Annotated in this window: 26 protein-coding genes; 12 read left to right on the plus strand and 14 right to left on the minus strand. The window is 63.1% G+C overall.

Features of this window, described 5'->3' with window-relative positions:
* Window positions 1-24 precede the first annotated feature (24 nt).
* A complete protein-coding gene (locus BLP10_RS00635; RefSeq protein WP_091128146.1) occupies window positions 25-555 on the minus strand; it encodes a CDP-alcohol phosphatidyltransferase family protein in 531 nt (176 codons plus the stop codon).
* Between the two features lie 487 nt (window positions 556-1042).
* Between BLP10_RS00635 and purM the strand changes: the two genes are divergently transcribed.
* Together purM and purN are read left to right on the plus strand one after the other, a co-directional pair.
* A complete protein-coding gene (gene purM / locus BLP10_RS00640; RefSeq protein WP_091128149.1) occupies window positions 1043-2110 on the plus strand; it encodes a phosphoribosylformylglycinamidine cyclo-ligase in 1068 nt (355 codons plus the stop codon).
* On the plus strand, window positions 2110-2754 hold the full coding sequence (gene purN, locus BLP10_RS00645) for a phosphoribosylglycinamide formyltransferase (RefSeq protein WP_091128151.1): 645 nt from the start codon (window positions 2110-2112) through the stop codon (window positions 2752-2754). The genes purM and purN overlap by 1 nt, the downstream gene beginning before the upstream one ends.
* Window positions 2755-2869: 115 nt before the next feature.
* On the opposite strand, the gene BLP10_RS00650 is transcribed toward purN, so the two are convergent.
* The 3 genes from BLP10_RS00650 to ndk form a co-directional block, all read right to left on the minus strand.
* Window positions 2870-3232 carry a hypothetical protein gene (locus BLP10_RS00650; protein ID WP_091128155.1) on the minus strand — a complete coding sequence of 121 codons (363 nt, stop codon included), beginning with the start codon at window positions 3230-3232 and terminating at the stop codon, window positions 2870-2872.
* Between the two features lie 91 nt (window positions 3233-3323).
* Entirely contained in the window at window positions 3324-5477 is a 2154-nt protein-coding gene (locus tag BLP10_RS00655; RefSeq protein WP_091128159.1) for a molybdopterin oxidoreductase family protein, read from the minus strand.
* A gap of 292 nt (window positions 5478-5769) precedes the next feature.
* Window positions 5770-6192 (minus strand): nucleoside-diphosphate kinase, encoded by a 423-nt coding sequence (gene ndk, locus BLP10_RS00660; RefSeq protein WP_091128163.1) that lies wholly within the window; start codon window positions 6190-6192, stop codon window positions 5770-5772.
* Window positions 6193-6384: 192 nt separating this feature from the next.
* On the opposite strand from ndk, the gene BLP10_RS00665 reads away from it, so the two are divergent.
* Window positions 6385-6789: a DUF2147 domain-containing protein gene (locus BLP10_RS00665; protein WP_091128167.1), complete on the plus strand. Its 405-nt coding sequence runs from the start codon at window positions 6385-6387 to the stop codon at window positions 6787-6789.
* A 119-nt stretch (window positions 6790-6908) separates the two neighbouring features.
* On the opposite strand, the gene BLP10_RS00670 is transcribed toward BLP10_RS00665, so the two are convergent.
* The gene (locus BLP10_RS00670) at window positions 6909-7616 is read right to left on the minus strand and encodes a glutathione S-transferase N-terminal domain-containing protein (protein ID WP_091128169.1); all 708 of its coding nucleotides are present in this window, start codon (window positions 7614-7616) and stop codon (window positions 6909-6911) included.
* A 187-nt stretch (window positions 7617-7803) separates the two neighbouring features.
* Between BLP10_RS00670 and BLP10_RS00675 the strand changes: the two genes are divergently transcribed.
* Window positions 7804-8052 (plus strand): hypothetical protein, encoded by a 249-nt coding sequence (locus BLP10_RS00675; protein WP_091129949.1) that lies wholly within the window; start codon window positions 7804-7806, stop codon window positions 8050-8052.
* A 90-nt stretch (window positions 8053-8142) separates the two neighbouring features.
* Here the strand turns inward: BLP10_RS00675 and BLP10_RS00680 are convergent, their stop codons facing one another.
* Together BLP10_RS00680 and BLP10_RS22735 are read right to left on the minus strand one after the other, a co-directional pair.
* Window positions 8143-8601: a GNAT family N-acetyltransferase gene (locus BLP10_RS00680; protein WP_091128172.1), complete on the minus strand. Its 459-nt coding sequence runs from the start codon at window positions 8599-8601 to the stop codon at window positions 8143-8145.
* Window positions 8598-9239: a glutathione S-transferase family protein gene (locus BLP10_RS22735; RefSeq protein ID WP_175493712.1), complete on the minus strand. Its 642-nt coding sequence runs from the start codon at window positions 9237-9239 to the stop codon at window positions 8598-8600. The genes BLP10_RS00680 and BLP10_RS22735 overlap by 4 nt, the downstream gene beginning before the upstream one ends.
* Window positions 9240-9339: 100 nt before the next feature.
* Between BLP10_RS22735 and BLP10_RS00695 the strand changes: the two genes are divergently transcribed.
* Window positions 9340-9744: a DUF4345 domain-containing protein gene (locus BLP10_RS00695; RefSeq protein ID WP_091129956.1), complete on the plus strand. Its 405-nt coding sequence runs from the start codon at window positions 9340-9342 to the stop codon at window positions 9742-9744.
* Between the two features lie 168 nt (window positions 9745-9912).
* Window positions 9913-11319: an adenylate/guanylate cyclase domain-containing protein gene (locus tag BLP10_RS00700; protein ID WP_091128176.1), complete on the plus strand. Its 1407-nt coding sequence runs from the start codon at window positions 9913-9915 to the stop codon at window positions 11317-11319.
* 93 nt (window positions 11320-11412) lie between these two features.
* Here BLP10_RS00700 and BLP10_RS00705 read toward each other — a convergent pair whose 3' ends face one another.
* Together BLP10_RS00705 and gatB are read right to left on the minus strand one after the other, a co-directional pair.
* Window positions 11413-11901 (minus strand): GNAT family N-acetyltransferase, encoded by a 489-nt coding sequence (locus tag BLP10_RS00705; protein WP_175493713.1) that lies wholly within the window; start codon window positions 11899-11901, stop codon window positions 11413-11415.
* Between the two features lie 2 nt (window positions 11902-11903).
* Window positions 11904-13379 (minus strand): Asp-tRNA(Asn)/Glu-tRNA(Gln) amidotransferase subunit GatB, encoded by a 1476-nt coding sequence (gatB, locus tag BLP10_RS00710; protein WP_091128181.1) that lies wholly within the window; start codon window positions 13377-13379, stop codon window positions 11904-11906.
* A gap of 220 nt (window positions 13380-13599) precedes the next feature.
* On the opposite strand from gatB, the gene BLP10_RS00715 reads away from it, so the two are divergent.
* The gene (locus tag BLP10_RS00715; protein WP_139165403.1) at window positions 13600-13926 is read left to right on the plus strand and encodes a hypothetical protein; all 327 of its coding nucleotides are present in this window, start codon (window positions 13600-13602) and stop codon (window positions 13924-13926) included.
* Between the two features lie 140 nt (window positions 13927-14066).
* The gene (locus tag BLP10_RS00720; protein ID WP_091128188.1) at window positions 14067-14594 is read left to right on the plus strand and encodes a hypothetical protein; all 528 of its coding nucleotides are present in this window, start codon (window positions 14067-14069) and stop codon (window positions 14592-14594) included.
* Window positions 14595-14601: 7 nt separating this feature from the next.
* Here the strand turns inward: BLP10_RS00720 and BLP10_RS00725 are convergent, their stop codons facing one another.
* The 3 genes from BLP10_RS00725 to gatC all read right to left on the minus strand — a co-directional run bounded on the left by BLP10_RS00725 (window position 14602) and on the right by gatC (window position 16798).
* Window positions 14602-14901: a hypothetical protein gene (locus BLP10_RS00725; protein WP_091129960.1), complete on the minus strand. Its 300-nt coding sequence runs from the start codon at window positions 14899-14901 to the stop codon at window positions 14602-14604.
* A gap of 5 nt (window positions 14902-14906) precedes the next feature.
* The gene (gatA, locus tag BLP10_RS00730) at window positions 14907-16421 is read right to left on the minus strand and encodes an Asp-tRNA(Asn)/Glu-tRNA(Gln) amidotransferase subunit GatA (RefSeq protein ID WP_091128191.1); all 1515 of its coding nucleotides are present in this window, start codon (window positions 16419-16421) and stop codon (window positions 14907-14909) included.
* Between the two features lie 89 nt (window positions 16422-16510).
* The gene (gene gatC, locus BLP10_RS00735; protein ID WP_091128194.1) at window positions 16511-16798 is read right to left on the minus strand and encodes an Asp-tRNA(Asn)/Glu-tRNA(Gln) amidotransferase subunit GatC; all 288 of its coding nucleotides are present in this window, start codon (window positions 16796-16798) and stop codon (window positions 16511-16513) included.
* A gap of 362 nt (window positions 16799-17160) precedes the next feature.
* Here gatC and BLP10_RS00740 point away from each other — a divergent pair, with 362 nt between their 5' ends.
* Window positions 17161-17685, plus strand: a complete 525-nt coding sequence (locus tag BLP10_RS00740; RefSeq protein WP_139165404.1) for a hypothetical protein — start codon at window positions 17161-17163, stop codon at window positions 17683-17685.
* A 62-nt stretch (window positions 17686-17747) separates the two neighbouring features.
* Here the strand turns inward: BLP10_RS00740 and BLP10_RS00745 are convergent, their stop codons facing one another.
* Entirely contained in the window at window positions 17748-17972 is a 225-nt protein-coding gene (locus BLP10_RS00745) for a hypothetical protein (protein WP_091128202.1), read from the minus strand.
* A 149-nt stretch (window positions 17973-18121) separates the two neighbouring features.
* Complete coding sequence (locus BLP10_RS00750; protein WP_091129964.1) at window positions 18122-18823, minus strand: metal-dependent hydrolase; 702 nt, start codon at window positions 18821-18823, stop codon at window positions 18122-18124.
* Between the two features lie 132 nt (window positions 18824-18955).
* On the opposite strand from BLP10_RS00750, the gene BLP10_RS00755 reads away from it, so the two are divergent.
* The 3 genes from BLP10_RS00755 to BLP10_RS00765 are packed head-to-tail and all read left to right on the plus strand — an operon-like array spanning window position 18956 to window position 22016.
* On the plus strand, window positions 18956-20221 hold the full coding sequence (locus BLP10_RS00755; RefSeq protein WP_091128206.1) for an ABC transporter substrate-binding protein: 1266 nt from the start codon (window positions 18956-18958) through the stop codon (window positions 20219-20221).
* Window positions 20222-20223: 2 nt separating this feature from the next.
* A complete protein-coding gene (locus BLP10_RS00760; RefSeq protein ID WP_091128209.1) occupies window positions 20224-21195 on the plus strand; it encodes a carbohydrate ABC transporter permease in 972 nt (323 codons plus the stop codon).
* Entirely contained in the window at window positions 21192-22016 is an 825-nt protein-coding gene (locus BLP10_RS00765) for a carbohydrate ABC transporter permease (protein WP_091128213.1), read from the plus strand. Before BLP10_RS00760 ends, BLP10_RS00765 begins: the two co-directional genes overlap by 4 nt.
* Window position 22017 lies beyond the last annotated feature (1 nt).

A 22017-nucleotide genomic window follows, 5' to 3' on the forward strand; every position in this document is an offset into this window, starting at 1 on the left:
CTCCATACTCCAAAAACCGTCTTTTCAGGCCGCCATGTGCCGCAGCCAGCCTCCGAGATAGGCACCGGCGGAAGCCACGGTCAAGGTGGCAACGGCCAGCATCGCGATATCCTCAAATCCCGCGAGCTCCACCCCATAGGCGTTGGCCGCGAGGGCAAAGGCCGCAAAGCCGATCTGGGCCGCCGTATTGAGCTTGCTCAGCAGGATCGGCTTGATCTCGACCGGGCGGCTCATGACCCAGGACAGGAGCACCGCTGCCACGATCATCGCGTCCCGGGACACCACCACGATGGCCAGCCAGCTCGGGATCGCCCCGACCACGGCGAGCGCCACGTAGATCGAAACCAGCAGCGCCTTGTCCGCTATAGGATCGATATAGGCCCCGAATTCGCTTTTCATATCGAAGTGCCGGGCAATAAACCCGTCGACCCCATCCGAAACCCCGGCCACGACGAACAGAATGAAAGCCGCCGCCCACCGCTGCTGCATGATCATGACGATCACGATGGGGACCATGATGAGGCGGGCGATGGTGATCAGGTTCGGAATGGTCATCGTGGGAAGATGATGGCGGGTCGGGAGGCGGAGTTCAATGTCTGGAGACTGAGGTGGGGATAAGATGCCTCCGGTAGCGGCATGTCGGGCTTGTCCCGGCCATGACGATGTCTTTTCCTCTGTCCTCATCCTGAGGAGCAGCGCAGCAGGCATCCAGACCGCACGACGACCCGATAGCATATCCCCTCTCCCGGGTGGGAGAGGGGCAGGGGTGAGGGACCGCCCTGTCCGGATCAGGCTCGACCTCTTCCAACCCAGGAGAGGGATCACAGCTTCACTGGTTTGAGCACTCACCCAGTCAAACCACCCCCACCCCTTCCTCTCCCCGCAAGGGGGAGGGAAACATGCGCCTCATCCTCGGGCGCTTCCGCACTGATGCCGCGCCCCGTCCGGGCTGACGGCGTGGGGATCATCCCCCTGCAGCCTCAATTCCTCCTTGCCTCCCCGCCCTTCTCGTCTTACTCCCCACCCCAACACGGGGTGTCCCATGACCGAGAAGCAGACGAACGGCCTGACCTATGCCCAAGCGGGCGTCGACATCGATGCTGGCAATGCCATGGTCGACCAGATCAAACCCCTGGTGCGGTCCACGCGCCGCCCGGGAGCGGACGCTGAGATCGGCGGTTTCGGCGGCCTGTTCGACCTGAAGGCCGCGGGCTTCAAGGACCCGATCCTGGTGGCTGCTAATGACGGCGTGGGCACCAAGGTGAAGATCGCCATCGATACCGGCATCCACGACACGATCGGCATCGACCTCGTGGCCATGTGCGTGAACGACATCATCGTGCAGGGCGCGGAGCCCCTCTTCTTCCTCGATTACTTCGCCACCGGAAAGCTCTCTCCCGAGGTCGGCGTCCACATCGTGAAGGGCATCGCCGACGGCTGCCTCCAGGCGGGCTGCGCGCTCATCGGCGGCGAGACGGCGGAGATGCCGGGCCTCTACGCCAAGGGCGATTACGACCTCGCCGGCTTCGCCGTGGGCGCGGCTGAACGCGGCACGCTGCTGCCGAAGGACGTGAAGGCGGGCGACGTGCTCATCGGCCTGCCCTCCTCCGGCGTCCATTCCAACGGCTTCTCGCTGGTGCGCCGCATCGTCGAGCATTCCGGCCTCGCCTGGGATGCGCCTGCCCCGTTCGCCTCGGGCAAGACGCTGGCCCAGGCCCTGCTCGAGCCGACCCGCATTTACGTGAAGGCCCTGCTTCAGGTGTTGAAAGGCGGCGACGGCATCAATGCCCTGTGCCACATCACCGGCGGCGGCTTCCCCGACAACATTCCGCGCGTGCTGCCCGACGGCGTCGGCGTGCGGCTCGATCTCGATGCCATCGACGCACCGCCCGTGTTCGGCTGGCTCGCCAAAACCGGCGGCGTGGCGGAAGCGGAGATGCTGCGCACCTTCAACTGCGGCATCGGCATGATCGTGGTGGCCTCCGCCGACAAGGCCGATGCGGTGATCGAACGTCTGCGCCAAGCCGGAGAGAACCCGGTGCGCATCGGCGAAACCATCGCACATGCGGGCGGCGAGCCCGTGCAGTATGCAGGCTCCCTGAAACTCTGATGCCACGCCGCGTTGCCGTTCTGATTTCCGGGCGCGGGTCCAACATGGTCTCGTTGATCGAGGCCGCATCCGCGCCGGACTTTCCGGCTGAGATCGCCCTCGTTCTTTCGAACCGTCCCGATGCGGCCGGCCTCGAACGCGCGCGGCAGGCAGGCATTGCGACGGCGATCATCGATCACAAGGATCATCCCACCCGCGAGGATTTCGAGCAGGCGATGGATGCGGTGCTCACCGAGCACGGCATCGAGTTCATCTGCCTTGCCGGTTTCATGCGCGTGCTCACGGATTGGTTCGTGGAGCGCTGGGCGGGCAGGATGATCAACATTCACCCTTCCCTGCTGCCCCTGTTCCGCGGCGTGCACACCCATCGGCGGGCGCTGGAAGAAGGCGTGCTCATCCACGGGTGCACGGTGCATTTCGTGGTGCCGGAACTCGACGCAGGCCCCATCATCGCCCAGGCCGCGGTGCCGGTGATCCCCGGCGATACGGAAGAGAGCCTCGCCGCCCGCATCCTCGTGCAGGAGCATTCGCTCTATCCGCAAGCGCTCCGCATGATCAGCGACGGCAGCGCGCGGCTCGAAAACGGGCGCGTGGTCTTTTCGGAAAGCTGGAACAGCGAAGGCGCGTTGCGCTCGCCCACCTGAAACATGTCATCCCGGGGCTGCGGAGCAGAACCCGGGATCGCGTGACGATTATAGCGCCCTATCCTGGCGACGATCCCGGATCGGCTTTCGCCGTCCGGGATGACGGTGTCTCAGCTTACATCCGAGGACGCGAGAGCTTGCAGGCGTCGAGAGCCGCGAGGGCCTTCTCGCGGGCGCTGTCGTTGAACACGCCGGTGTCGCGATAGGCCTGCACCTCGTCGGCGCTCAGGGAGCGCATGGTACGGCCTGCATAGCAGCCGCATTTGCCGGAAAAGGAAGCCTCACTGGCGTTCTCCTGCTTGGCCTGGATGATGGCGCAGGCCTGGCTCACCCGCGACCGCAGCTCGGACATGCTGGCGGTCTTCAGGGCCGGGTCGGGCTGGTACATGGTGGGCGTGTTGGAGGCGGCAGCGAGGGCCGCCGTCGCGCTGGCGGCCAGGGCCGTAGCCGCGAGCAGCGCGCGGAAGGTCGAGATCATGGAAAGCTCCCCAAGAACAATGTTCACGTCGGAGCTTAAGAATAGGGTTGGAAGTCAGCGATCAAGGCTTACGCGAAAACAGGATTAAGACTTAGACAACAACCGGCTCAAGCCTCTCACGAACCATCACGACGGGCGTCTCCACCGCGAGATCGCCGCTCACCTTCTCCAGCGCCACGCGATTGTCGTGGAAAGCCGCGCCGCCATAGGGCGCCACCTGATCGCCGCCGGTGAGAGTGTTGATGCCGCGTCCTTGCGGATGCGCCTTGTTGGGCCAGATGCCTTCCGCAATCAGCACGCCGCGCCGCACGCCCTCGAACAGGCGGGCGCGCAGGTAGACTTCACCGCGATGGTTCCTCAGCTTCACCCAATCGCCGTCGGCAATGGCCTGAATCTGCGCGTCGGAGGGATGGATCATCACCTCCGGCCTGCCCTCCTTGGCGACGGAGCCGGGCGTTTCCGTGAAGGAGGAATTCAGGAAGCTGCGCGCCGGGCTGGTGGCGAGCCGGAAGGGATATTCCTCCGTCGCGGCTTCGATGACGCCCCAATGGTCCGGGAATTCCGGCATGCTGGCATGGGGCCCCATCGGGCCGTTGTTGTAGGACGGCACCGAAGTCCAATCCGGCTTGAAGCGGAACTTGCCATCCGGATAGCCGAAGCCTTTGAGGAAATGCGCTTCCTCGAAGGGCGGCTGCACATCCTTGTGCACGGCAGCCTCGAGTTCCTCGATGCTGCCCCAGCCGGAATTGCGAAGGGTCCAGTCGATGATCTCGCGCGGCTCCATGTCGAAGGCGCGATGTTCCGCGCCGATGCGCTTGGCGAGCGCGCGCGTCACCTCATGGTTCGACCAGCATTCGCCCGGCGCGTCGATGAGCTTCGGGCCGACCTGGAAATGCTGATGCCCGCCGCCGGAATAGAGATCGTCGTGCTCCATGAACATGGTCGCGGGCAGAACGACATCCGCCATCATCGCCGTCTCGGTCATGAACTGTTCGTGCACGCACACGAACAGATCCTCGCGAGCAAAGCCCTGCTTCACCAATTCCTGCTCCGGCGCGACGGAGACCGGATTGGTGTTCTGGATCAGCAACGCCTTGACCGGCGGACCGTTGTAGAGAGCTTGCGTATCGCCGGTGAGCACGCGCCCGATCTGCGACTGATCGAGCACGCGGATCGAACGGTCGATGGCGTCATGCCCTTCGATGAGTGCCTTGTTCCACTTGAAGATGCCGCTGTTGGAATGGAACGCGCCGCCGCCCTCGTGTTGCCACGCACCCGTCACCGCCGGAATGCAGGCCGCCGCATGCATGTTCACCGCGCCGTTGCGCTGGCGGCCGAAACCGTAACCGAGGCGGAAGAAGCTGCGCTTGGTGGTGCCGATGAGCTTCGCGAAGGCTTCGATCTCTTCCACCGACAGGCCGGTGATGGCGGAAGCCCAGGCGGGATCGCGCGTCTTCAAATGCGCTTCCAGCTCGCGCGGATGATCGGTGTAGCGGTTGAGATAATCCCAGTCCGCATAACCGTCGCGGAACAGCACATGCATTACCGCGCAGGCGAGCGCCCCATCGGTGCCCGGCTTCACGAGCAGCGCCATGTCGGCCTGCTTCATGGTGGCGTTCATGTAGATGTCGACGGCGACGATCTTGGCACCGCGCTCCTTCCGGGCGCGCATGGCATGCGTCATCACGTTGACCTGCGTGTGAACCGGGTTCGTGCCCCAGATCACTACGCAATCCGACACCGCCATCTCGCGCGGATCGGACCCTGCGAGCTTGCCGGTGCCGGCCACATAGCCTGTCCAGCCCATGGGGGTGCAGATGGTGGAATACTGGCCGGAATATTTCTTCACGTGGCGCAGGCGGTTGATGCCGTCGCGCATCACGAGGCCCATGGTGCCCGCGTAGTAATAAGGCCAGACGGATTCCGAACCGAACTCTTCCTCCGCCTTGAGGAAGGCTTTCGCGACGATGTCGAGGGCCTCGTCCCAGGAGATCCGCTCGAACTGACCCGACCCCTTCGGGCCGGTGCGCTTCATCGGATAGAGCAGCCGCTCCGGATGGTGGATGCGCTCCGCATAGCGCGCGACCTTCGCGCAGATCACGCCCGCCGTGTAGGTATTGGTTTTCGCCCCATGGACGCGCCCGATGCTCTTTCCGTCGACGACCTCCACGTCGAGGGAGCAGACCGACGGACAATCGTGCGGGCAGACGGAAGCGCGGCGTTCGATGCGAGGAGCTTGGTTCATGGCGGGCGCATCATGAAGGATGGGAAAGGCAAAGAAAAGGCCGCTTATGCTTCCCTCCCCCTTGCGGGGAGGGATCGAGGGTGGGGGTCGCAAGGTCGGAGCGCTGCGCTTGATCCAGCGAGCATGAAGGCCGTTACAGCGCCAGACTCCCGATACGCTCACCCAGTCAAACCACCCCCACCCCTGCCCCTCCCCGCAAGGGGGAGGGAAACGCGCGCGAGGCCCTCACCTCAAAAAGAAAAGGCCGCCCTGAAGGCGGCCTGATCATTCCGTCCGGAAAGCCTGAAAAGGCTTAGCCGACGATCTCGTTGCCCGAGAAGAACTGGGCGATCTCGATCTTGGCGTTGTCGAGGCTGTCGGAGCCGTGGACCGAGTTCTCGCCGATGGACTTGGCGTAGAGCTTGCGGATGGTGCCCTCGGCAGCGCTCTCCGGGTTGGTGGCGCCCATGATCTCGCGGTAGCGGAGAACGGCGTTCTCGCCTTCCAGAACCTGCACGACGACCGGAGCGGAGATCATGAAGTCCACAAGCTCGCCGAAGAAGGGGCGCTCCTTGTGGACCGCGTAGAAGGTCTCGGCCTCGCGGCGGCTCATGAGGATGCGCTTCTGCGCGACGATGCGCAGGCCGGCCTTCTCGATGACGGCATTGACGGCGCCGGTCAGGTTACGCTCGGTGGCGTCGGGCTTGATGATGGAGAAAGTACGCTCGATGGCCATGGAAGGTCACCCTTGTTTGAAGAGAAAAATCGGGAAAGTCCGGCGCTTATAGCGGCGAGGCCCCTCCCCCTCAAGCGCCTTTTCGCGATTGCGAAGGTTATCGTAAAGAGCGGCACGGATTGGAAAGCTGAATTCTGTCCTCTAGTCTCCTCCTCTGACCGGCCTCCCGGAAGGCCGGCCCGGAGGATCACCATGAAGTCTCTATCCCTTGCCGCGCTTGGCCTTCTCCTGCTGACCGGAGCGGCGCACGCCCAGGCTCTGGACCCGAGCGGAACCTATCTCAGCGAGACCGGAGAAACCCGGGTGCGGATCGCCCGCTGCGGCCAAGCCTATTGCGGCACCATCGTCTCCGTGAAGGGCGAGGCCAAGGACGTCTACAACCCCGACGCCAATCTGAAGAACCGCGACCTCGTGGGCATCCAGATGATCTCCAACATCCAGCCCTCCGGAGACGGCTTCACGGGCCAGCTCTACAATTACAAGGACGGCAAGACCTATACGGGCAAGATGACCTTCGCCGGCAAGGCCATGCAGCTCTCCGGCTGCGTCCTCAGTGGCCTCATCTGCCGCTCGCAGACCTGGTCGAAGCTGAATTAAGGTTCCTGTAGCGTCATCCCGGACGGCGAAGCCGATCCGGGATCGTCGTCAGGATATGGCGAGTTACTCGTCATACGATCCCGGGTTCCGCTCCGCGGCCCCGGGATGACGTTTCTGATTTAGCGCGCCTTCTGCCCGAACAGGATGGCCTGCACGGCCGGGTCCTTCATGTCGTTGGAACCGCGATCCTCCGCCCCGACCTCCAGAGCCCGCTGGACAGCCGGACGCTCCAGGACGGCGGCAAGCCAGCGCTTCACATGCGGGAAATCCTCGATGTTCTGGCCCTGGCGCTCCCAGAGCTTGGCCCAGGGGGCGATGGCCATGTCGGCGATGGAATACTCGCCTGCCACGAACTCCCGGTCAGCCAGGCGCTTGTTGAGCACGCCGTAGAGCCGGTTGGTCTCGTTGGTGTAGCGCTCGATGGCATAGGGCACCTGCTCCGGCGCATAGATGCGAAAATGGTGCGTCTGGCCGAGCATGGGGCCGAAGCCGCCCATCTGCCAGAACAGCCATTGATCGACCTCGACGCGCCCGCGCTCGTCTTGGCTGTAGAACCGGCCTGTCTTGCGGCCGAGATATTGCAGGATCGCGCCGGACTCGAAGACGGAGATCGGCTGCCCGTCCGGACCATCGTGATCGACGATGGCCGGCATCTTGTTGTTGGGCGAGATGCTCAGGAATTCAGGCTTGAACTGGTCGCCCTTGCCGATATTCACCGGATGGATCGCATAGGGCAGACCGCATTCCTCGAGCATGATGGTGATCTTCCACCCGTTCGGGGTCGGCCAGTAATAGAGATCGATCGGTTGTTGGGCGGACGCCGCCATGGCAGGCCTCTCCTTGTGTGACGATGCTGATCTTCCGGGAAGGTAGGGTATTGTGCCCGATCCCGCATCCTCAAAGCTGCAGGTTTACGGTGGATAGAGCGCATGGCTGCCGTGGGCACCTTGCATGTTTCATTGTTTCATTATGAGATGAGCTTGAGCGCCATTCGAAGCGCCTATGGGGATATTCATGATGAACCGCATTCTCGGCACAGCACTTGCCGCCACCCTGGCCCTGGCTTTCGCCGCTCCGGCCGTTGCCCAGACGAAGCCGAAAAAGGAGCCGACCGCCGCCCAGCTTGCGGCCCGCGAGCGCATGACCAAGTGCAGCGCCGAGTGGAAGGAAGCCAAGGCCGCCAAGAAGATCGAGCCCGGCATGAAATGGCCGAAATACTGGAGCGCCTGCAACACGCGCCTCAAGGGCGGCACGAAGGCTTGAGCCTATTGGAGCGCTCCCTTTACCAAGGGGGTGCTCAAACCCCGCTCGTCATCACAGGCACAAGGCCTGTGATGACGAAGGAGCAAAGCCTCAAAACTTCTTCTTGAAGCCCTCATGGCTCTGGGAAAACCCCAGTCGCTCGTAGAACCGATGCGCGGCCTTGCGGGTCTTGTTGGACGTCAGCTCCAGCATCGCCGCGCCGCGGGTGCGGGCGTAATCCTCGGCGAAGGCCATCATCTTCGCGCCGATGCCGCCGGAGCGGCGAGCAGCCTTCACCTTCACGCTTTCCACCTTCACGCGCAAAGCGCCGCGTCCGGTGAGATTGGGGATGAAGGTCAGCTGGAACGTGCCGATGACCTCACCGCCATCGACGGCCACGAACAGCACGTTCTCGGGGCTGCGCGCGATGGCGGCGAAAGCCGCTTCGTAAGCGGGTTTCGTCTCGGGCGTCCACGTGTCCCCATGGGAGCCGAGCTCATCCTCCTCGTGCAGGCGGATGATCGCTTCGAGGTCTTCCGCCCTCGCCTCGCGGATGTCCAGGCTGCTCATGCGGCCACCCGCGATTCCATCGGCAGCAGAGCCGTTCGCGACGCAAAGTGAGGCAAGGCCTCCATCCGCTTCATCCAGGCCAGAACATGAGGATAGGCACCGAGATCGAAGCCGCCCTCCTCGGCGAGCGCGACGACGCCGTAGATGTCGATATCGGCGATGCTCACGCCCTCTCCGACAAGCCAGTCACGACCGGCAAGATGCTCTTCGAGCACTTTCAGGGCAGCGTTTCCTCCCGCCATGCTGAACTCGAGCACCTCAGGAGCCGCCGGACGAATGCCGAGCCGGATGGCGCGGGCGCGGTAGACGTTCGAGGCAAGCCGGTCGAAATCCCAATACATCCACTCCCGCGCCTGGAACCGCTCGTCCAGCGTCGCGCCGCCGAACTTGCCGAGTGTATCCGACAGATATTCCAGGATCGCCGCCGACTGGCAGAGATGGCGACCGTTGTTCCGGTCGATCAGCAGAGGCACTTGGCCGTAGCGCTGCTTCGACAGATAGGCGGGCTGCTTGTGCTCGCCCTGCATCATGTTCACGTGCACGTAGTCGAAAGGCTCGCCCGCCAGGGCCAGCATCAGGGCCACTCTGTAGGTCGGTCCGGACAGAGCCATTCCGTGAAGCTCGAAACGTGCAGGCATGCGCATCCCCCGTGCGATATTTCTGTTCTCTGGGAACCTAGTGGATTGCGTTCCGATACGAAAGCGGCAGAAATGGGCGCAGGAGGGATTTATGCCCAGCATGAATCGTGAGCGGAAGCTGCTGCAGCAGGCAGTTGCCATCGTTGCCACCATTCCCGTGGCCACAGGCCTCTATGGCGTGCTCTTCGGGCAGGCGCTGACGGGCGACGCCGTCAGCATCTCGGCCGAAAGCCACTTTCGCTTCCTCTCGGGCCTGCTCCTCGGCATCGGCCTGTGCTTCTGGAGCACCCTTCCCCGCATCGAGGAACACACCAACCGCTTCCGGCTGTTGACCCTCCTCGTGGTCACCGGAGGCCTGGGACGCCTCATCGGCCTCGCGCTGACCGGCCTGCCCTCGCTCTTCATGGTTGGCGGGCTGATCGTCGAGCTGGTCGTGGCCCCCTTCCTCTGCCTGTGGCAGACGCGAGTCGCGAACCGCTATGCCGAGGAATTCGGTGTGGCGTAGCTCCGCCATTGCCGGAATGAGGGCTCAAATCCCTATTCTGCAAGCCATTGAGCCCATAACGTAGTATTCTGAAAGCGTATGGACCGGCATCCAGGACGCATATCTCCCCATATGCGGCCAACGATGCTTGGAACTCTATCCGAACTGCGCCTCGAAGGAGGTCGGACCATGAGTGAAGACCGGAAACTTCTCGCGGTATTGCAGCAATCTGCCGATCGCACGATCGTCGACCACATCGAGCGCCTGATCCGTGACGCGCCCGATCACGAACTCAACCGCATCAATGTTCTCGCCTTTGCGGCAAAGCACGGCCTCGATGAGGAGGCGAGCATTGCGGCCTTCCTCCACGCGGCCAGGATCGGCCTCTTCGAGATGTCCTGGAACGTCCTGTGTCCGGGATGCGGAGGCGTGCTGAACGAAGGCACAAGCCTCAAATCCTTGAACCAGGAGGAATACAGCTGCGCTCTCTGCGCGGCGGGTTACGAGCCGACACTGGACGAGATGGTCGAGGTAACCTTCACCATCAGCCCGCGCATCCGCAAGATCGCCGCGCATGAGCCGGACAAGCTGCCGATGCATGAATATCTGCGGCAGATCTTCTGGAGTTCCGGCGTCGATCTGCCGGATAACTTCGAGCAGCTGCTCGATGAGATCGTGCTCGACGCCGTCGAGCTGCCGCCCGGAGAACGGGTCATTCTCTCCCTGCAGCTTCCAGCGAATTTCGTGATCGTGTTCGATCCGGTCACGCATGCCGCTCAGTACATCGGCGTTCAGGGCGAACCCACGCGCGAGCGCCAGAACCTGTCTCTCATCCTCAATGAGCTCCATGCGGAGAACAGCACCCTGAAGATGCACCCGGGACCGTTGCGCCTGCAGCTCGAAAATCACACCAAGCGGCGCACGCTTCCCGCCGTGTGGATCGCCGATGACAAGCTGCACGGCCTGATGGAGCACCGCCGGCCGTTCCTGACGGCCAAACGCCTCCTGACCAACCAGACCTTCCGCGACATCTACCGCACGGAAACGCTCGACATCGACCAGCGTCTCAAAATCACGAGCCTCACCTTCCTGTTCACCGACCTCAAGGGCTCCACGGAACTCTACGAGCGCGTGGGCGACCTCGTTGCCTACGATCTGGTGCGAGAGCATTTCCGCGTGCTGAACGAGATCGTCGCGTCAGAGGCCGGAGCCGTGGTGAAAACCATCGGCGATGCGGTGATGGCCACCTTCCCGACGCCGGACCATGCGGTCTCGGCGGCGCTCAGGATGCGCGAGGCCATGCGCATGCTCAACAAGGAGCGTGGAAAGGAAGACCTTCTGCTCAAGATCGGCATTCACGAAGGGCCGTGCCTGGCTGTGATGCTCAACGAACGGCAGGATTATTTCGGGCAGACCGTGAACATCGCATCGCGCGTGCAGAACCTTGCGATGTCGCACTCGATCTACGCGACGGACTCAGTGGTCGAGAACCCGGAAGCGCAGGAGATCATCGAGACGCAAGGCATCCGCCCCAATCTGCAGAAGACGACATTGCGTGGGATCAACAACGAGTTCTTCGTCTATGAGATTCCGTGAAGGACATGCGGTAGGAATTACCCGCTGTCCTCATCCTGAGGAGACGCGTCAGCGGCGTCTCGAAGGAGGCTTGAGATCTTGAAAGTGGACGCCTTAAAGCGTCTTCTCGAAAAAATATTCCGACGAGTTCGAAATATCTCCGAGATCGCGCAGCCGATCCGTCTGCGTGTAGCCCAACTTTCTGTAGAGTCGGTGCGCGTCGGTAAAGCGCGTGTCGGACCAGAGGACCATGCGCGTCGCGCCCTTCTCGCGGGCATGGCGCTCGACGGCGCGCACGAGCGATGAGCCGAGGCCCCTGCCCTGTTGATCCGGGCGCACGTAAAGCCGATGCAGTTCCGCGGTTGCGGCTTCCGGGAAATCGACGCAGGCGCAGGCGCAGACACGCCCGCTCTCATCTTCCGTCACCCAGAGAAGGCCGTCGTTCTTGCGCGCAGCGCCCGGCTTCAGCAGATCCTTCAGGTCGTCGTGAGGATCGACATAACAGCCGGGAAAATCCGCAAAGCAGAGGGTCAGAAGCCCGAACAGATCCTGCGCATCGCGATCTTCCGCGGTGCGCAGGCTAAGGGTTTGCGCCTCGCTCACGATCACTCGATCCCGAGCTTCGCCTTCAGGATCTCGTTGACCGCCTGCGGGTTGGCCTTGCCGCCGGTCTGCTTCATCACCTGGCCGACGAACCAGCCGAGCAGCGTGGGCTTCGCCTTCGCCTGCTCCACCTTGTCGGGATTGGCGGCGATGATCTCGTCCACGGCCTTTTCGATGGCGCCCGTATCTGTCACCTGCTTCATGCCGCGCTTCTCGACGATGTCGCGCGGGTCGCCACCTTCGGTGAAGACGATCTCGAACAGGTCCTTGGCGATCTTGCCGGAGATCACGTTCTCGCCGATGAGCTCGATGATGCCGCCGAGCTGGCTCGCGGAGACAGGCGATTCCGTGATGTCCTTGCCTTCCTTGTTGAGGCGGCCGAACAGCTCGTTGATGATCCAGTTCGCGGCGGCCTTGCCGTCGCGGCCCTTCGCCACCTCCTCGAAGAAGTCGGCGGAGGCACGCTCGGCCACCAGCACGCTCGCGTCATAGGCCGAGAGGCCGTAATCGGCCATGAAGCGGGCCTTCTTCTCGTCCGGCAGCTCCGGCAGATGCTGGGCGAGGTCGTCCACATAGGCCTGGTCGAATTCCAGCGGCAGCAGGTCGGGATCGGGGAAGTAGCGGTAATCGTGCGCTTCTTCCTTCGAGCGCATGGAGCGCGTCTCGCCCTTGCCGGGATCGTAGAGGCGCGTCTCCTGCTCGATCACGCCACCGTCCTCGATGATCGCGATCTGGCGGCGGGCCTCGACCTCGATGGCCTGACCGATGAAGCGGATCGAGTTGACGTTCTTGATCTCGCAGCGCGTGCCCAGATCCTCGCCGGGACGACGAACCGACACGTTCACGTCGGCGCGCAGGTTGCCCTTGTCCATGTCGCCGTCGCAGGTGCCGAGATAGCGCAGGATCGTGCGCAGCTTCGTCACATAGGCGCGCGCCTCGTCCGCCGAGCGCAGATCCGGCTTCGACACGATTTCCATCAGCGCCACGCCGGAGCGGTTGAGATCGACGAAGCTCATGGTCGGGTGCAGGTCGTGGATCGACTTGCCGGCGTCCTGCTCGAGATGCAGGCGCTCGATGCGCACCGTGATCGTCTCGCCGGTCTCCGGCACGTCCACGATCACTTCGCCCTCGCCCACGATGGGGCTCTTGTACTGGCTGATCTGGTAGCCCTGCGGCAGATCCGGGTAGAAATAGTTCTTCCGGTCGAACGTGCTCTTCAGGTTGATCTCGGCCTTGAGGCCGAGGCCGGTGCGGATCGCCTGGCGCACGCATTCCTCGTTGATGACGGGCAGCATGCCGGGCATGGCCGCATCCACCAGGGAGACATTGCTGTTCGGCTCGTTGCCGAAGGCAGTCGAAGCGCCGGAAAACAGCTTGGCCTGGCTTGTCACCTGAGCGTGGATTTCCATGCCGATGACGATTTCCCAATCGCCTGTCGCGCCTTTGATGAGCTTCTTCGGGTTCACCGGAGCGTTCATGAGCCTTGAGCCTTCAATCTCTTATGTTTCCTGCCCGGAGTAAGATCGTCGTGAGGTACGGTCAACCCCTTTCAAGATGAACAGGCGTTCAGATTAGCGCGGCAAAGGCCAAGATTAATTCTGATTTATGCACAGTGATTTAAGATAATTGCCACGCTGGGATGAAACCGCATCCAAGATTGGGCGTTGAACGGGAGGTAAAACGGTCAAGGAGATTAAAATGGCTATGGATCCCATGGATCGCGAACCGAACGTCTACAATCGCGAGACCAATGTCTACGATAACAGCGCGCGCGGTTCCAACACTCTTGCTTACGTGATCGGCGGTCTTGTTATCGCTCTCGGCCTGCTCGCCTTCCTTTTCTACGATGGCGGCAACGAGCCGAGCACCACGGGCGCCGTCGGCACGCAGACGGAAAGCTCGTCTCCGGCGACCGGCTCGGGTGCAACGGGTGGCTCGTCCACCGCTCCGGCTACCCCGACGACCCCGGCCCCGTCTGCTCCGGCAGCCCCGGCTGCTCCGTCGGCTCCGGCCAACCCGCAGTAACCTTGCGTTTTGCGTAAACTGCGACAAGGGCCTGGCTTCGGTCAGGCCCTTTTCGTCGTTGGCCCGCTCATAACTTCCGGGAACCAAGCGCGAGCAGGAGCGCTTAAGGTTCGTGCAGCATGGAAACCAGGAGCACTCCGATGGCCGACAAGTCCTCTTTCACCCCGGAAGAATGGTCCCGTCTCGTTGCAAGCCCGATCGTGGCGAGCATGGCGATCACCGCTGCCGATCCGGGCGGGCTCTTCAGCCTGCTGCAGGAATCGATGTCCAGCGGATGGGCGCTTCTGGAGGCCAAGCAGGACGCTCAGGCCACCCCTCTCGTGAAAGCCGTGGCCGACGACATCAGCAACGCGCAGACGCGCAATGCTGTGAAGGATTCCTTCCAGTCCCAGTTCAAGGGCAGTCAATTCGCCGATGTGAAGCGCAAGGCCATCGAGGAACTGAGCGCGGTCTCAGCCCTTCTCGACACGAAGGCGCCCGGCGATGCCGCCGCTTTCAAGTCCTGGCTCTGGAGCGTGGCGCAGAAATCGGCTGAAGCCGGCAAGGAAGGCGGATTTCTTGGGTTCGGCGGCGTCGCCGTGAGCGACGCCGAGAAGGCGACCCTGGCCGAGATCGCAACGGCTCTCGGCAATCCGGCCGGAGCAGGAGCCGGACTGGCCGAAACCTAATCTGCGCTCAGCGTTTCACCATGCGTCGCGCGGCGTAAGCGCCGCTGGCCCAGATCAGGGCCGCGACGACGCGCACGGGAAACAGCGTCAGCCCATCGGCCCGAACCGGCGCGATCCAGGGGATGCCGAAGCTCGCGATGAGCCATGACGCCAGCACGGACACGACCAGCGCCGCGATGGCGGCGATGAGCACCTTGCCGAACTGATCGGCCTTCCAGCCGAGCAGCACGGCAATCAGGATCAGCACCGGGTCGAAGGCCGCAGGCAGCCAATCCCAGAGGGTGACGACGGGAACGGTCGGTCCCACGCTGCTTAGGCCCACCAGGGCTGAGGCAGCTTGATGCGGCCGGCAGCATCCTCGATCACCTGACCGGCGGCGAAGAGCGTCTCCTCGTCGAAGGCGCGGCCGATGAGCTGGAGGCCGAGCGGCAGGCCCTGCGCGTCGAGACCGGCGGGAACCGCGATGCCGGGAAGGCCCGCCATGTTCACGGTCACCGTGAAAATGTCGTTGAGGTACATCTCCACCGGATCGCCGGAGCCCTTCTCGCCGATGCCGAAGGCGGCGGTCGGCGTAGCTGGGGTGAGGATCGCGTGCACGCCGTCCGCATAGACCTTCTCGAAGTCCTGCTTGATGAGCGTGCGGATCTTCTGGGCGCGCACGTAATAGGCGTCGTAATAGCCCGCCGAGAGCACGTAGGTGCCGATCATGATGCGGCGCTTCACTTCGCGGCCGAAACCGGCGGCGCGGGACTTCTCGTAGAGTTCGACGATGTCCTTGCCGTTCTCGCGCAGGCCGTAGCGCACGCCGTCATAGCGGGCGAGGTTCGAAGAGGCCTCCGCGGGAGCCACGATGTAGTAGGCGGGAAGCGCGTATTTGGTGTGCGGCAGGGAGACCTCGACGATCTCGGCGCCGGCGGCGCGCAGCCACTCGACGCCCTGATGCCAGAGCTGCTCGATCTCAGGCGACATGCCGTCGACGCGGTATTCCTTCGGAATGCCGATCTTCAGGCCCTTCACGCCGCGCGTGACGGCAGCCTCGTAATCCGGAACCGGCAGGTCCACGCAGGTGGTGTCCTTGGCGTCGGGCCCGGACATGGAGCGCAGCATGATGGCGGCATCGCGCACCGTGCGGGTGATGGGGCCGGCCTGATCGAGCGACGAGGCGAAGGCCACCGTGCCCCAGCGGGAGACGCGGCCATAGGTCGGCTTGATGCCCACGGTGCCCGTGAAGGCCGCAGGCTGGCGGATGGAGCCGCCGGTATCGGTCGCCGTCGCGCCCAGGCACAGGTGAGCGGCCACAGCCGCCGCCGAACCGCCGGAGGAGCCGCCGGGGACGAGATGCGTGCCCTCGATCTGGCCGGATGCGCCCGCGCTTACGTTCGAGCCCTCGCGCCGCCAGGGCGACACGACCGGGCCGAAGGCGCTGGTCTCGTTGGAGGAGCCCATGGCGAACTCGTCCATGTTGAGCTTGCCGAGCATCACCGCGCCGTCGTTCCAGAGGTTCTGGGTCACGGTGGATTCATAGGGCGGCTTGAAGTTGCCGAGGATCTTGGAGGCTGCCGTGGAGGTCACGCCCTCGGTGCAGAACAGGTCCTTGATGCCGAGCGGAATGCCTTCCATCGGGCGGGCTTCGCCCTTGGCGATCTTCTCGTCGGAGGCCTTCGCCATGGCGAGCGCCTTCTCGGGCGTCTCGAGCACATAGGCATTGAGCGCCTTCGCCTTCTCGACGGCGGCAATGTGGGCCTGCGCCAGCTCGGTGGCGGAGAAGGTCTTGGCCTTCAGGCCGTCGCGGGCCTCGGCAATCGTGAGATGGGTCAGTTCGGTCACTGGACTGGATCTCTTATCTCGACGTCATGGCCGGGTTCGTCCCGGCCATCCACGCCTTCGTTTCAGGAGCGGCGGGAGGGCTGAGAGCCTTACTCGACCACCTTCGGCACTAGGAAGAAGTTGTCTTCCGTGGCGGGGGCGTTCTGGACGATCTTCTCCGGATAGCCGCCATCGGTCACGCCATCCTGGCGCTTCTTCATGGTCATGGGCGTGACGGAGGTCATGGGCTCCACGCCGTCCACGTTCACTTCGTTGAGCTGCTCGACGAAGGAGAGAATCGCGTTGAGCTCGCCCTGGAGGTGAGGCACCTCCTGATCCGTCACGGCAATGCGCGCCAGATGGGCGATGCGGCGGACCGTTTTCTCATCGACCGACATGAATGGTCATACCCCTTGGAATTCCGATGGGCGGGCTATAGCACCCGCCTGCCGGAGGCCGCAATGTCGGATGTAAAGGAAGGGTCCTAGAGCCCTCTCTCCTCTAGCCTATCTCAAAGTTTCATATTTTTATAACTATGTTACATTCCTGCCGAACAAAGGAGCCTCGAACCGGCTCATCTGAAGGGCAAGGCATGTCTTCTCGATCATTTCGCCGCAGGATCATCCCTGCAGTTATAGCTGCTTTTTGCGTCCTACCGGCCGCTGCGACGGCCAAGGAAAAGCCTCGGCAGGCGGCCCGGAGCAGTGAACCGTCCATGATCATCGTCCGCGTCTGGAAAGACGGGGAGCCCTGCCGGGGCATGGCCCGCCTACGTCCACTGAAGGGTGGGCAGATGGATATGAGCCGCTTCATCAACATCGGCTATGTGACGACGTTCGATACCAAGCCGCAGCTCGAAGCCATGGCCAACGCCTTCGGACAGGCCTTGACTCTCGACTTCTCAGGCCTTCGCAGCGACCACGTGAAGGAGTTCAAGGACCAGTTCGTGCAGATCGCTCCTGGCTCCTACGTTATGACCAACATCACCTGCACGTTCGGCAACAGCAAGAGTTGGATGGGCGGCGACCGATCCAATCCGTTTGCGGCGGAGTCGGGCTCAGCAACGCCAATCCATGGAGCGAACATGATCGAGGTTCGCCCAGGCGAGATCTTGGATGCCGGAATCATCGAAATCAGAAGCGACAACGTGGGCCTCTTCGAGAGGAGGACCGGCACGGTCACGGCCTCGCATGCATCTGCTCAAGACCAAGCGAAGCTCCGCGAGATGTTTCCCAATGCAGGAAAGAGACTCCGTTTCTCGGCGTTCCGGCATGGAATTCGCTAACCGGTTTTCTTGCTTTCATCCAAGTATTGAGCCCGCGCGGCAACGGTCGGCTTCATCTTAAGCTAGATGATGACGCTGCCGTCGGACTTCATGCGCTCGTCGCCGATCTGGCGCTGCACCTTCTCGGCCTCCTCATTGCTGACCTTGATGCGCACGAGGGTCCATTCATGCTCCGACCTCCAGAGCCGGAACGAGAAGATGAACCCATCGCCATCCCGATGAGCGTCCGCATGAGTTGCATTAGGCAGGTCATAAGGCCCACGGCCATCGAAAGTCAGTTGTCCCACAGATCACTCCAAGCATAGCGTCTACACTCAACGGCTTTGTAAACGCCAAGTTCTAGCTTTGCCGTGAGAAGTTGAAGCTGCCTCCAGCTCCGATGAAACATGAAAGGCCGGGACGTGCCCGGCCTTCGGAGTGGAGCGGTCGGGATCGGTTAAACCCGCACGGCGACGGTCTTGTGAGGCACCACAACCTGGACGCCCTTACCCTCCATGGCCGCCACGAAGCGGTCCGCATCGGGGACGAGCGGCGGGAACGAGGCGTAGTGGCAGGGGATGACCGCCTTCAAGTTGCTGAAATAACGCTGGACGGCGAGCGCTGCAACTTCCGGGCCCATCGTATAGCGGTCGCCGATGGGCACCATGGCGATCTCCGGCTGATGAATCTCTGCGATCAGCGCCATGTCGCCGAAAATATCCGTATCGCCCATGTGATAGACGGTCGGCTCGCCCGGAGCCTTCACGATGATGCCGTTGGCGGAGCCCAGCGGGAAGTTCACGTCCATTTCGACGAGGCCGGAGGAATGGTCCGCGCGCACCAGGGTGACGGTAAACCCGCCCTGATCGGTCGTGCCGCCGGTGTTCATCGAATCGACATTCTCGACCCCCTGTTTCGCCAGGTACATGCACAGCTCAAAATTGGTCACGACCTTCGCGCCTGTGGCCTTTGCGATCTCCACCGTGTCACCCACATGGTCGCCGTGGCCATGGGTCAGCAGGATGTGGCTGATCCCCTCCGTGATCTTCGCCTTGTCGCCTTCGAAGGCCGGATTGCCGGTGAAGAACGGATCGATGAGCACAGCCTTGCCGGCGAAGTCGAGCCGGAAGGCGGAATGTCCGAACCAGGTAATTTTCATGTGAGCACCCTTCGATTTCAGGAGCATGGAAATGGGGCGTGACGCGCATACGGCCATGTTTCAAAGGAACAAAAGGCACCTTCGCGTCTTATGAAGCTAAGCAATAATTCTTAAAGCCGCCGGAGGATAGCCATGTCCCGCCTCATCGCGAGTTTTACGTTAGCAGCAGGCCTGCTCGCCTCGGCCAGCGTTTCCGCCGTCGAGATTTCCATATCGTGCAGCGCCCTCGGCAAGGAATACGAGATCTGCAAGCAGGGCGTCGATGCCTGGGCGCAGAAGACCGGCAACACGGTCAAGATCGTCTCGACGCCGAACTCCGCCACGGAACGTCTTGCCCTCTACCAGCAGCTTCTGGCCGCCGGCGCGGGCGATATCGACGTGTTTCAGATCGACGTGGTGTGGACCGGCATCCTGGCCGATCACCTGGTCGACCTGACCGCGAAAGGCCAAGGCGAAATCGGCGGCCACCTCCCCGCCATGGCCGAGACCAGCCGCGTCAACGGCAAGCTCATGGCGATGCCGTGGTTCGCCGATGCGGGCCTGCTCTATTACCGGCAGGACCTGCTCGACAAATACAAGCGCCCCGTGCCGCAGACCTGGGCCGACCTGACGGAGACCGCGCGCATCATCCAGGAGGGCGAGCGCAAGGACGACAAGGGCGATTTCTGGGGCTATGTCTGGCAGGGCCGCGCCTATGAGGGCCTGACCACCGTCGCGCTGGAATGGATCGCCTCCTACAACGGTGGCACGATCGTCGATGAGAAGGGCGAGATCACCGTCGAGAACCCGAAGGCCGCCGAGGCCCTCAAGACCGCAGCCGGATGGGTCGGCACCATCACGCCCGAGGGCGTGCTCAACTACACGGAGGAGGAAGCGCGCGGCGTCTTCCAGGCCGGGAACGCCGCCTTCATGCGCAACTGGCCCTATGCCTGGGCCCTGGCTCAGGGCGCCGACAGCACCATCAAGGGCAAGGTCGGCATCGCGCCCCTGCCGAAGGGCGGCGCCGACGGACGCCATGCGGGCACGCTCGGCGGCCAGCTTCTCGCCGTGTCGAAATACTCGAAGAATGCCGAGGCCGCGACCGACCTCGTCATGTACCTGACGGGCGAGGCCGAGCAGAAGCGCCGCGCCGTCGAAGGCTCGTTCAACCCCACCATCGTGTCGCTCTACAGCGATACGGACATCGCAAAAGCCAATCCGTTCATCGGCGATCTGGCGGATGTGTTCTCGAATGCCGTCGCACGTCCCGCGACGGTGACCGGCCAGAACTACAACAAGGTCTCGACCGAGTTCTTCAATGCGATTCACCAAGTGCTCTCGAAGCGCTCGCAGCCTGAGCAGGCGCTCAACCGCCTCGACCGAGACCTGAAACGGATCAAGCGCAACGGCTGGCAATAACCATGTCGAGTGCCGTTGCCTCCGCGCCCTCCCCTGCACGGGAAACCGCGCAGGGAGGGCGCTCCTCCCTCACCCGCTCGCGGATCAGGGCGGCATGGATCTTCATCGCTCCGACGCTGATCGTGCTGGCGCTGATCGCAGGCTGGCCCCTCGCGCGGACGATCTGGTTCAGCTTCACGGATGCCAGCCTCAACAATCTCGCGGATTACGAATTCATCGGCTTCGAGAACTACGTCGCCAATTACGACGGCGAATGGTTCGGTCTTCTCACCGATCCGGACTGGTGGCATTCCGTCTGGAACACGGTGTGGTTCACGGCCGTCTCGGTTTCCATCGAAACCGTGCTCGGCATCATCGTCGCGCTGATCCTCAACGCATCCTTCCCCGGACGCGGCATCATGCGCGCCGTGATCCTCATTCCATGGGCCATTCCCACCGTGGTCTCGGCCAAGATGTGGAACTGGATGCTGCATGATCAGTTCGGCGTGATCAACGACATGCTCCTGCGCCTCGGCCTCATCGCCGCTCCCATCACCTGGACCGCGAACCCGGACACAGCGCTCTGGACGGTGGTGATGGTGGACGTGTGGAAGACCACGCCCTTCATGGCGCTCCTCATCCTCGCCGCCCTCCAGATGCTGCCGGGCGACATCTACGAGGCAGCGAAAGTGGACGGCGTGCATCCGGTGAAAGTCTTCTTCCGCGTGACGTTGCCGCTGATCAAGCCGGCGCTCATCGTCGCCGTGATCTTCCGCGCCCTCGACGCGCTTCGCGTGTTCGACCTGATCTACGTGCTCACCGCCAACTCGCGGGACACGGCCTCCATGTCGGTCTATGCGCGCCAGCAGCTCGTGGATTTCCAGGAGGTGGGCTTAGGCTCGGCGGCCTCCACGCTCATCTTCCTCATCATCGCCCTTCTCATCGTCATCACCATGGCGGCGGGCCGGGTGCGCCTGAGCGGAGATCCCCGATGAAAATGCTCACCCGCATCGGTTTCTGGCTGCTCGTTGCGGCTGTCGGCCTGTTCTCGATCTTCCCGTTCTACTACGCGATCATGTCGTCGTTCCGTTCGGGATCGGATCTCTTCACAATCGCCTATCTCCCTGAGCGCCTCGATTTCTCGAACTACGTCGCGGTGTTCGAGCGCCAGCCCTTCGGCACGAACATCTTCAACTCGATTGTGGTGGCAGGCGCTGTCGTGGCTCTGTCGCTGGCGCTTGGCATCACGGCGGCTTACGCCTTCGGGCGCATCCGCTTCAGGGGCCGCTCGCTGCTCCTCATGACGATCCTCGCGGTCTCCATGTTCCCGCAGGTGGCGGTGCTGTCGGGCATGTTCGAGCTCATCCGCGCGTTCGGCCTCTACAACACACTGCCCGGTCTGATCCTCGCGAACCTCATGCTCACCCTGCCCTTCACGGTCTGGGTGCTCACCACCTTCATGCGCGAACTGCCGAAGGAGATCGAGGAAGCGGCTTTCGTGGACGGCGCCACGCCCTGGATCGTGGTGCGCCGCGTGTTCCTGCCCCTCATGATGCCTGCGGCGGTGACCACCGGCCTTCTCGCCTTCATCGTCTCGTGGAACGAGTTCCTCTTCGCCCTCACCTTCACCCTGACCAACGAGCAGCGCACCGTACCGCCCGCCATCGCGCTCATGAGCGGCTCGACCGCCTATGAGCTGCCCTGGGGCACGATCATGGCGGCCTCCGTCGTCGTGACGCTGCCCATCATCGCCATGGTGCTGGTCTTCCAGCGCAAGATCGTCGCGGGCCTCACCGCAGGCGCGGTCAAGGGATAAC

Origin of the sequence: Microvirga guangxiensis, assembly GCF_900102135.1 — a bacterium.
GTDB lineage: Bacteria > Pseudomonadota > Alphaproteobacteria > Rhizobiales > Beijerinckiaceae > Microvirga > Microvirga guangxiensis.

Coding starts and splice junctions, on each gene's coding strand:
- BLP10_RS00715 (WP_139165403.1), top strand. CDS start 13,600: ATGGCTATGGATCCCATGGATCGCGAACCGAACGTCTACAATCGCGAG.
- BLP10_RS00680 (WP_091128172.1), bottom strand. CDS start 8,601: ATGAGCAGCCTGGACATCCGCGAGGCGAGGGCGGAAGACCTCGAAGCG.
- BLP10_RS00635 (WP_091128146.1), bottom strand. CDS start 555: ATGACCATTCCGAACCTGATCACCATCGCCCGCCTCATCATGGTCCCC.
- purM (WP_091128149.1), top strand. CDS start 1,043: ATGACCGAGAAGCAGACGAACGGCCTGACCTATGCCCAAGCGGGCGTC.
- BLP10_RS00670 (WP_091128169.1), bottom strand. CDS start 7,616: ATGGCGGCGTCCGCCCAACAACCGATCGATCTCTATTACTGGCCGACC.
- BLP10_RS00695 (WP_091129956.1), top strand. CDS start 9,340: ATGAATCGTGAGCGGAAGCTGCTGCAGCAGGCAGTTGCCATCGTTGCC.
- BLP10_RS00740 (WP_139165404.1), top strand. CDS start 17,161: ATGGCCCGCCTACGTCCACTGAAGGGTGGGCAGATGGATATGAGCCGC.
- BLP10_RS00700 (WP_091128176.1), top strand. CDS start 9,913: ATGAGTGAAGACCGGAAACTTCTCGCGGTATTGCAGCAATCTGCCGAT.
- BLP10_RS00675 (WP_091129949.1), top strand. CDS start 7,804: ATGATGAACCGCATTCTCGGCACAGCACTTGCCGCCACCCTGGCCCTG.
- BLP10_RS00650 (WP_091128155.1), bottom strand. CDS start 3,232: ATGATCTCGACCTTCCGCGCGCTGCTCGCGGCTACGGCCCTGGCCGCC.
- BLP10_RS00665 (WP_091128167.1), top strand. CDS start 6,385: ATGAAGTCTCTATCCCTTGCCGCGCTTGGCCTTCTCCTGCTGACCGGA.
- BLP10_RS00750 (WP_091129964.1), bottom strand. CDS start 18,823: ATGAAAATTACCTGGTTCGGACATTCCGCCTTCCGGCTCGACTTCGCC.
- BLP10_RS00765 (WP_091128213.1), top strand. CDS start 21,192: ATGAAAATGCTCACCCGCATCGGTTTCTGGCTGCTCGTTGCGGCTGTC.
- BLP10_RS22735 (WP_175493712.1), bottom strand. CDS start 9,239: ATGCCTGCACGTTTCGAGCTTCACGGAATGGCTCTGTCCGGACCGACC.
- BLP10_RS00720 (WP_091128188.1), top strand. CDS start 14,067: ATGGCCGACAAGTCCTCTTTCACCCCGGAAGAATGGTCCCGTCTCGTT.
- gatB (WP_091128181.1), bottom strand. CDS start 13,379: ATGAACGCTCCGGTGAACCCGAAGAAGCTCATCAAAGGCGCGACAGGC.
- BLP10_RS00755 (WP_091128206.1), top strand. CDS start 18,956: ATGTCCCGCCTCATCGCGAGTTTTACGTTAGCAGCAGGCCTGCTCGCC.
- BLP10_RS00760 (WP_091128209.1), top strand. CDS start 20,224: ATGTCGAGTGCCGTTGCCTCCGCGCCCTCCCCTGCACGGGAAACCGCG.
- ndk (WP_091128163.1), bottom strand. CDS start 6,192: ATGGCCATCGAGCGTACTTTCTCCATCATCAAGCCCGACGCCACCGAG.
- gatC (WP_091128194.1), bottom strand. CDS start 16,798: ATGTCGGTCGATGAGAAAACGGTCCGCCGCATCGCCCATCTGGCGCGC.
- purN (WP_091128151.1), top strand. CDS start 2,110: ATGCCACGCCGCGTTGCCGTTCTGATTTCCGGGCGCGGGTCCAACATG.
- BLP10_RS00655 (WP_091128159.1), bottom strand. CDS start 5,477: ATGAACCAAGCTCCTCGCATCGAACGCCGCGCTTCCGTCTGCCCGCAC.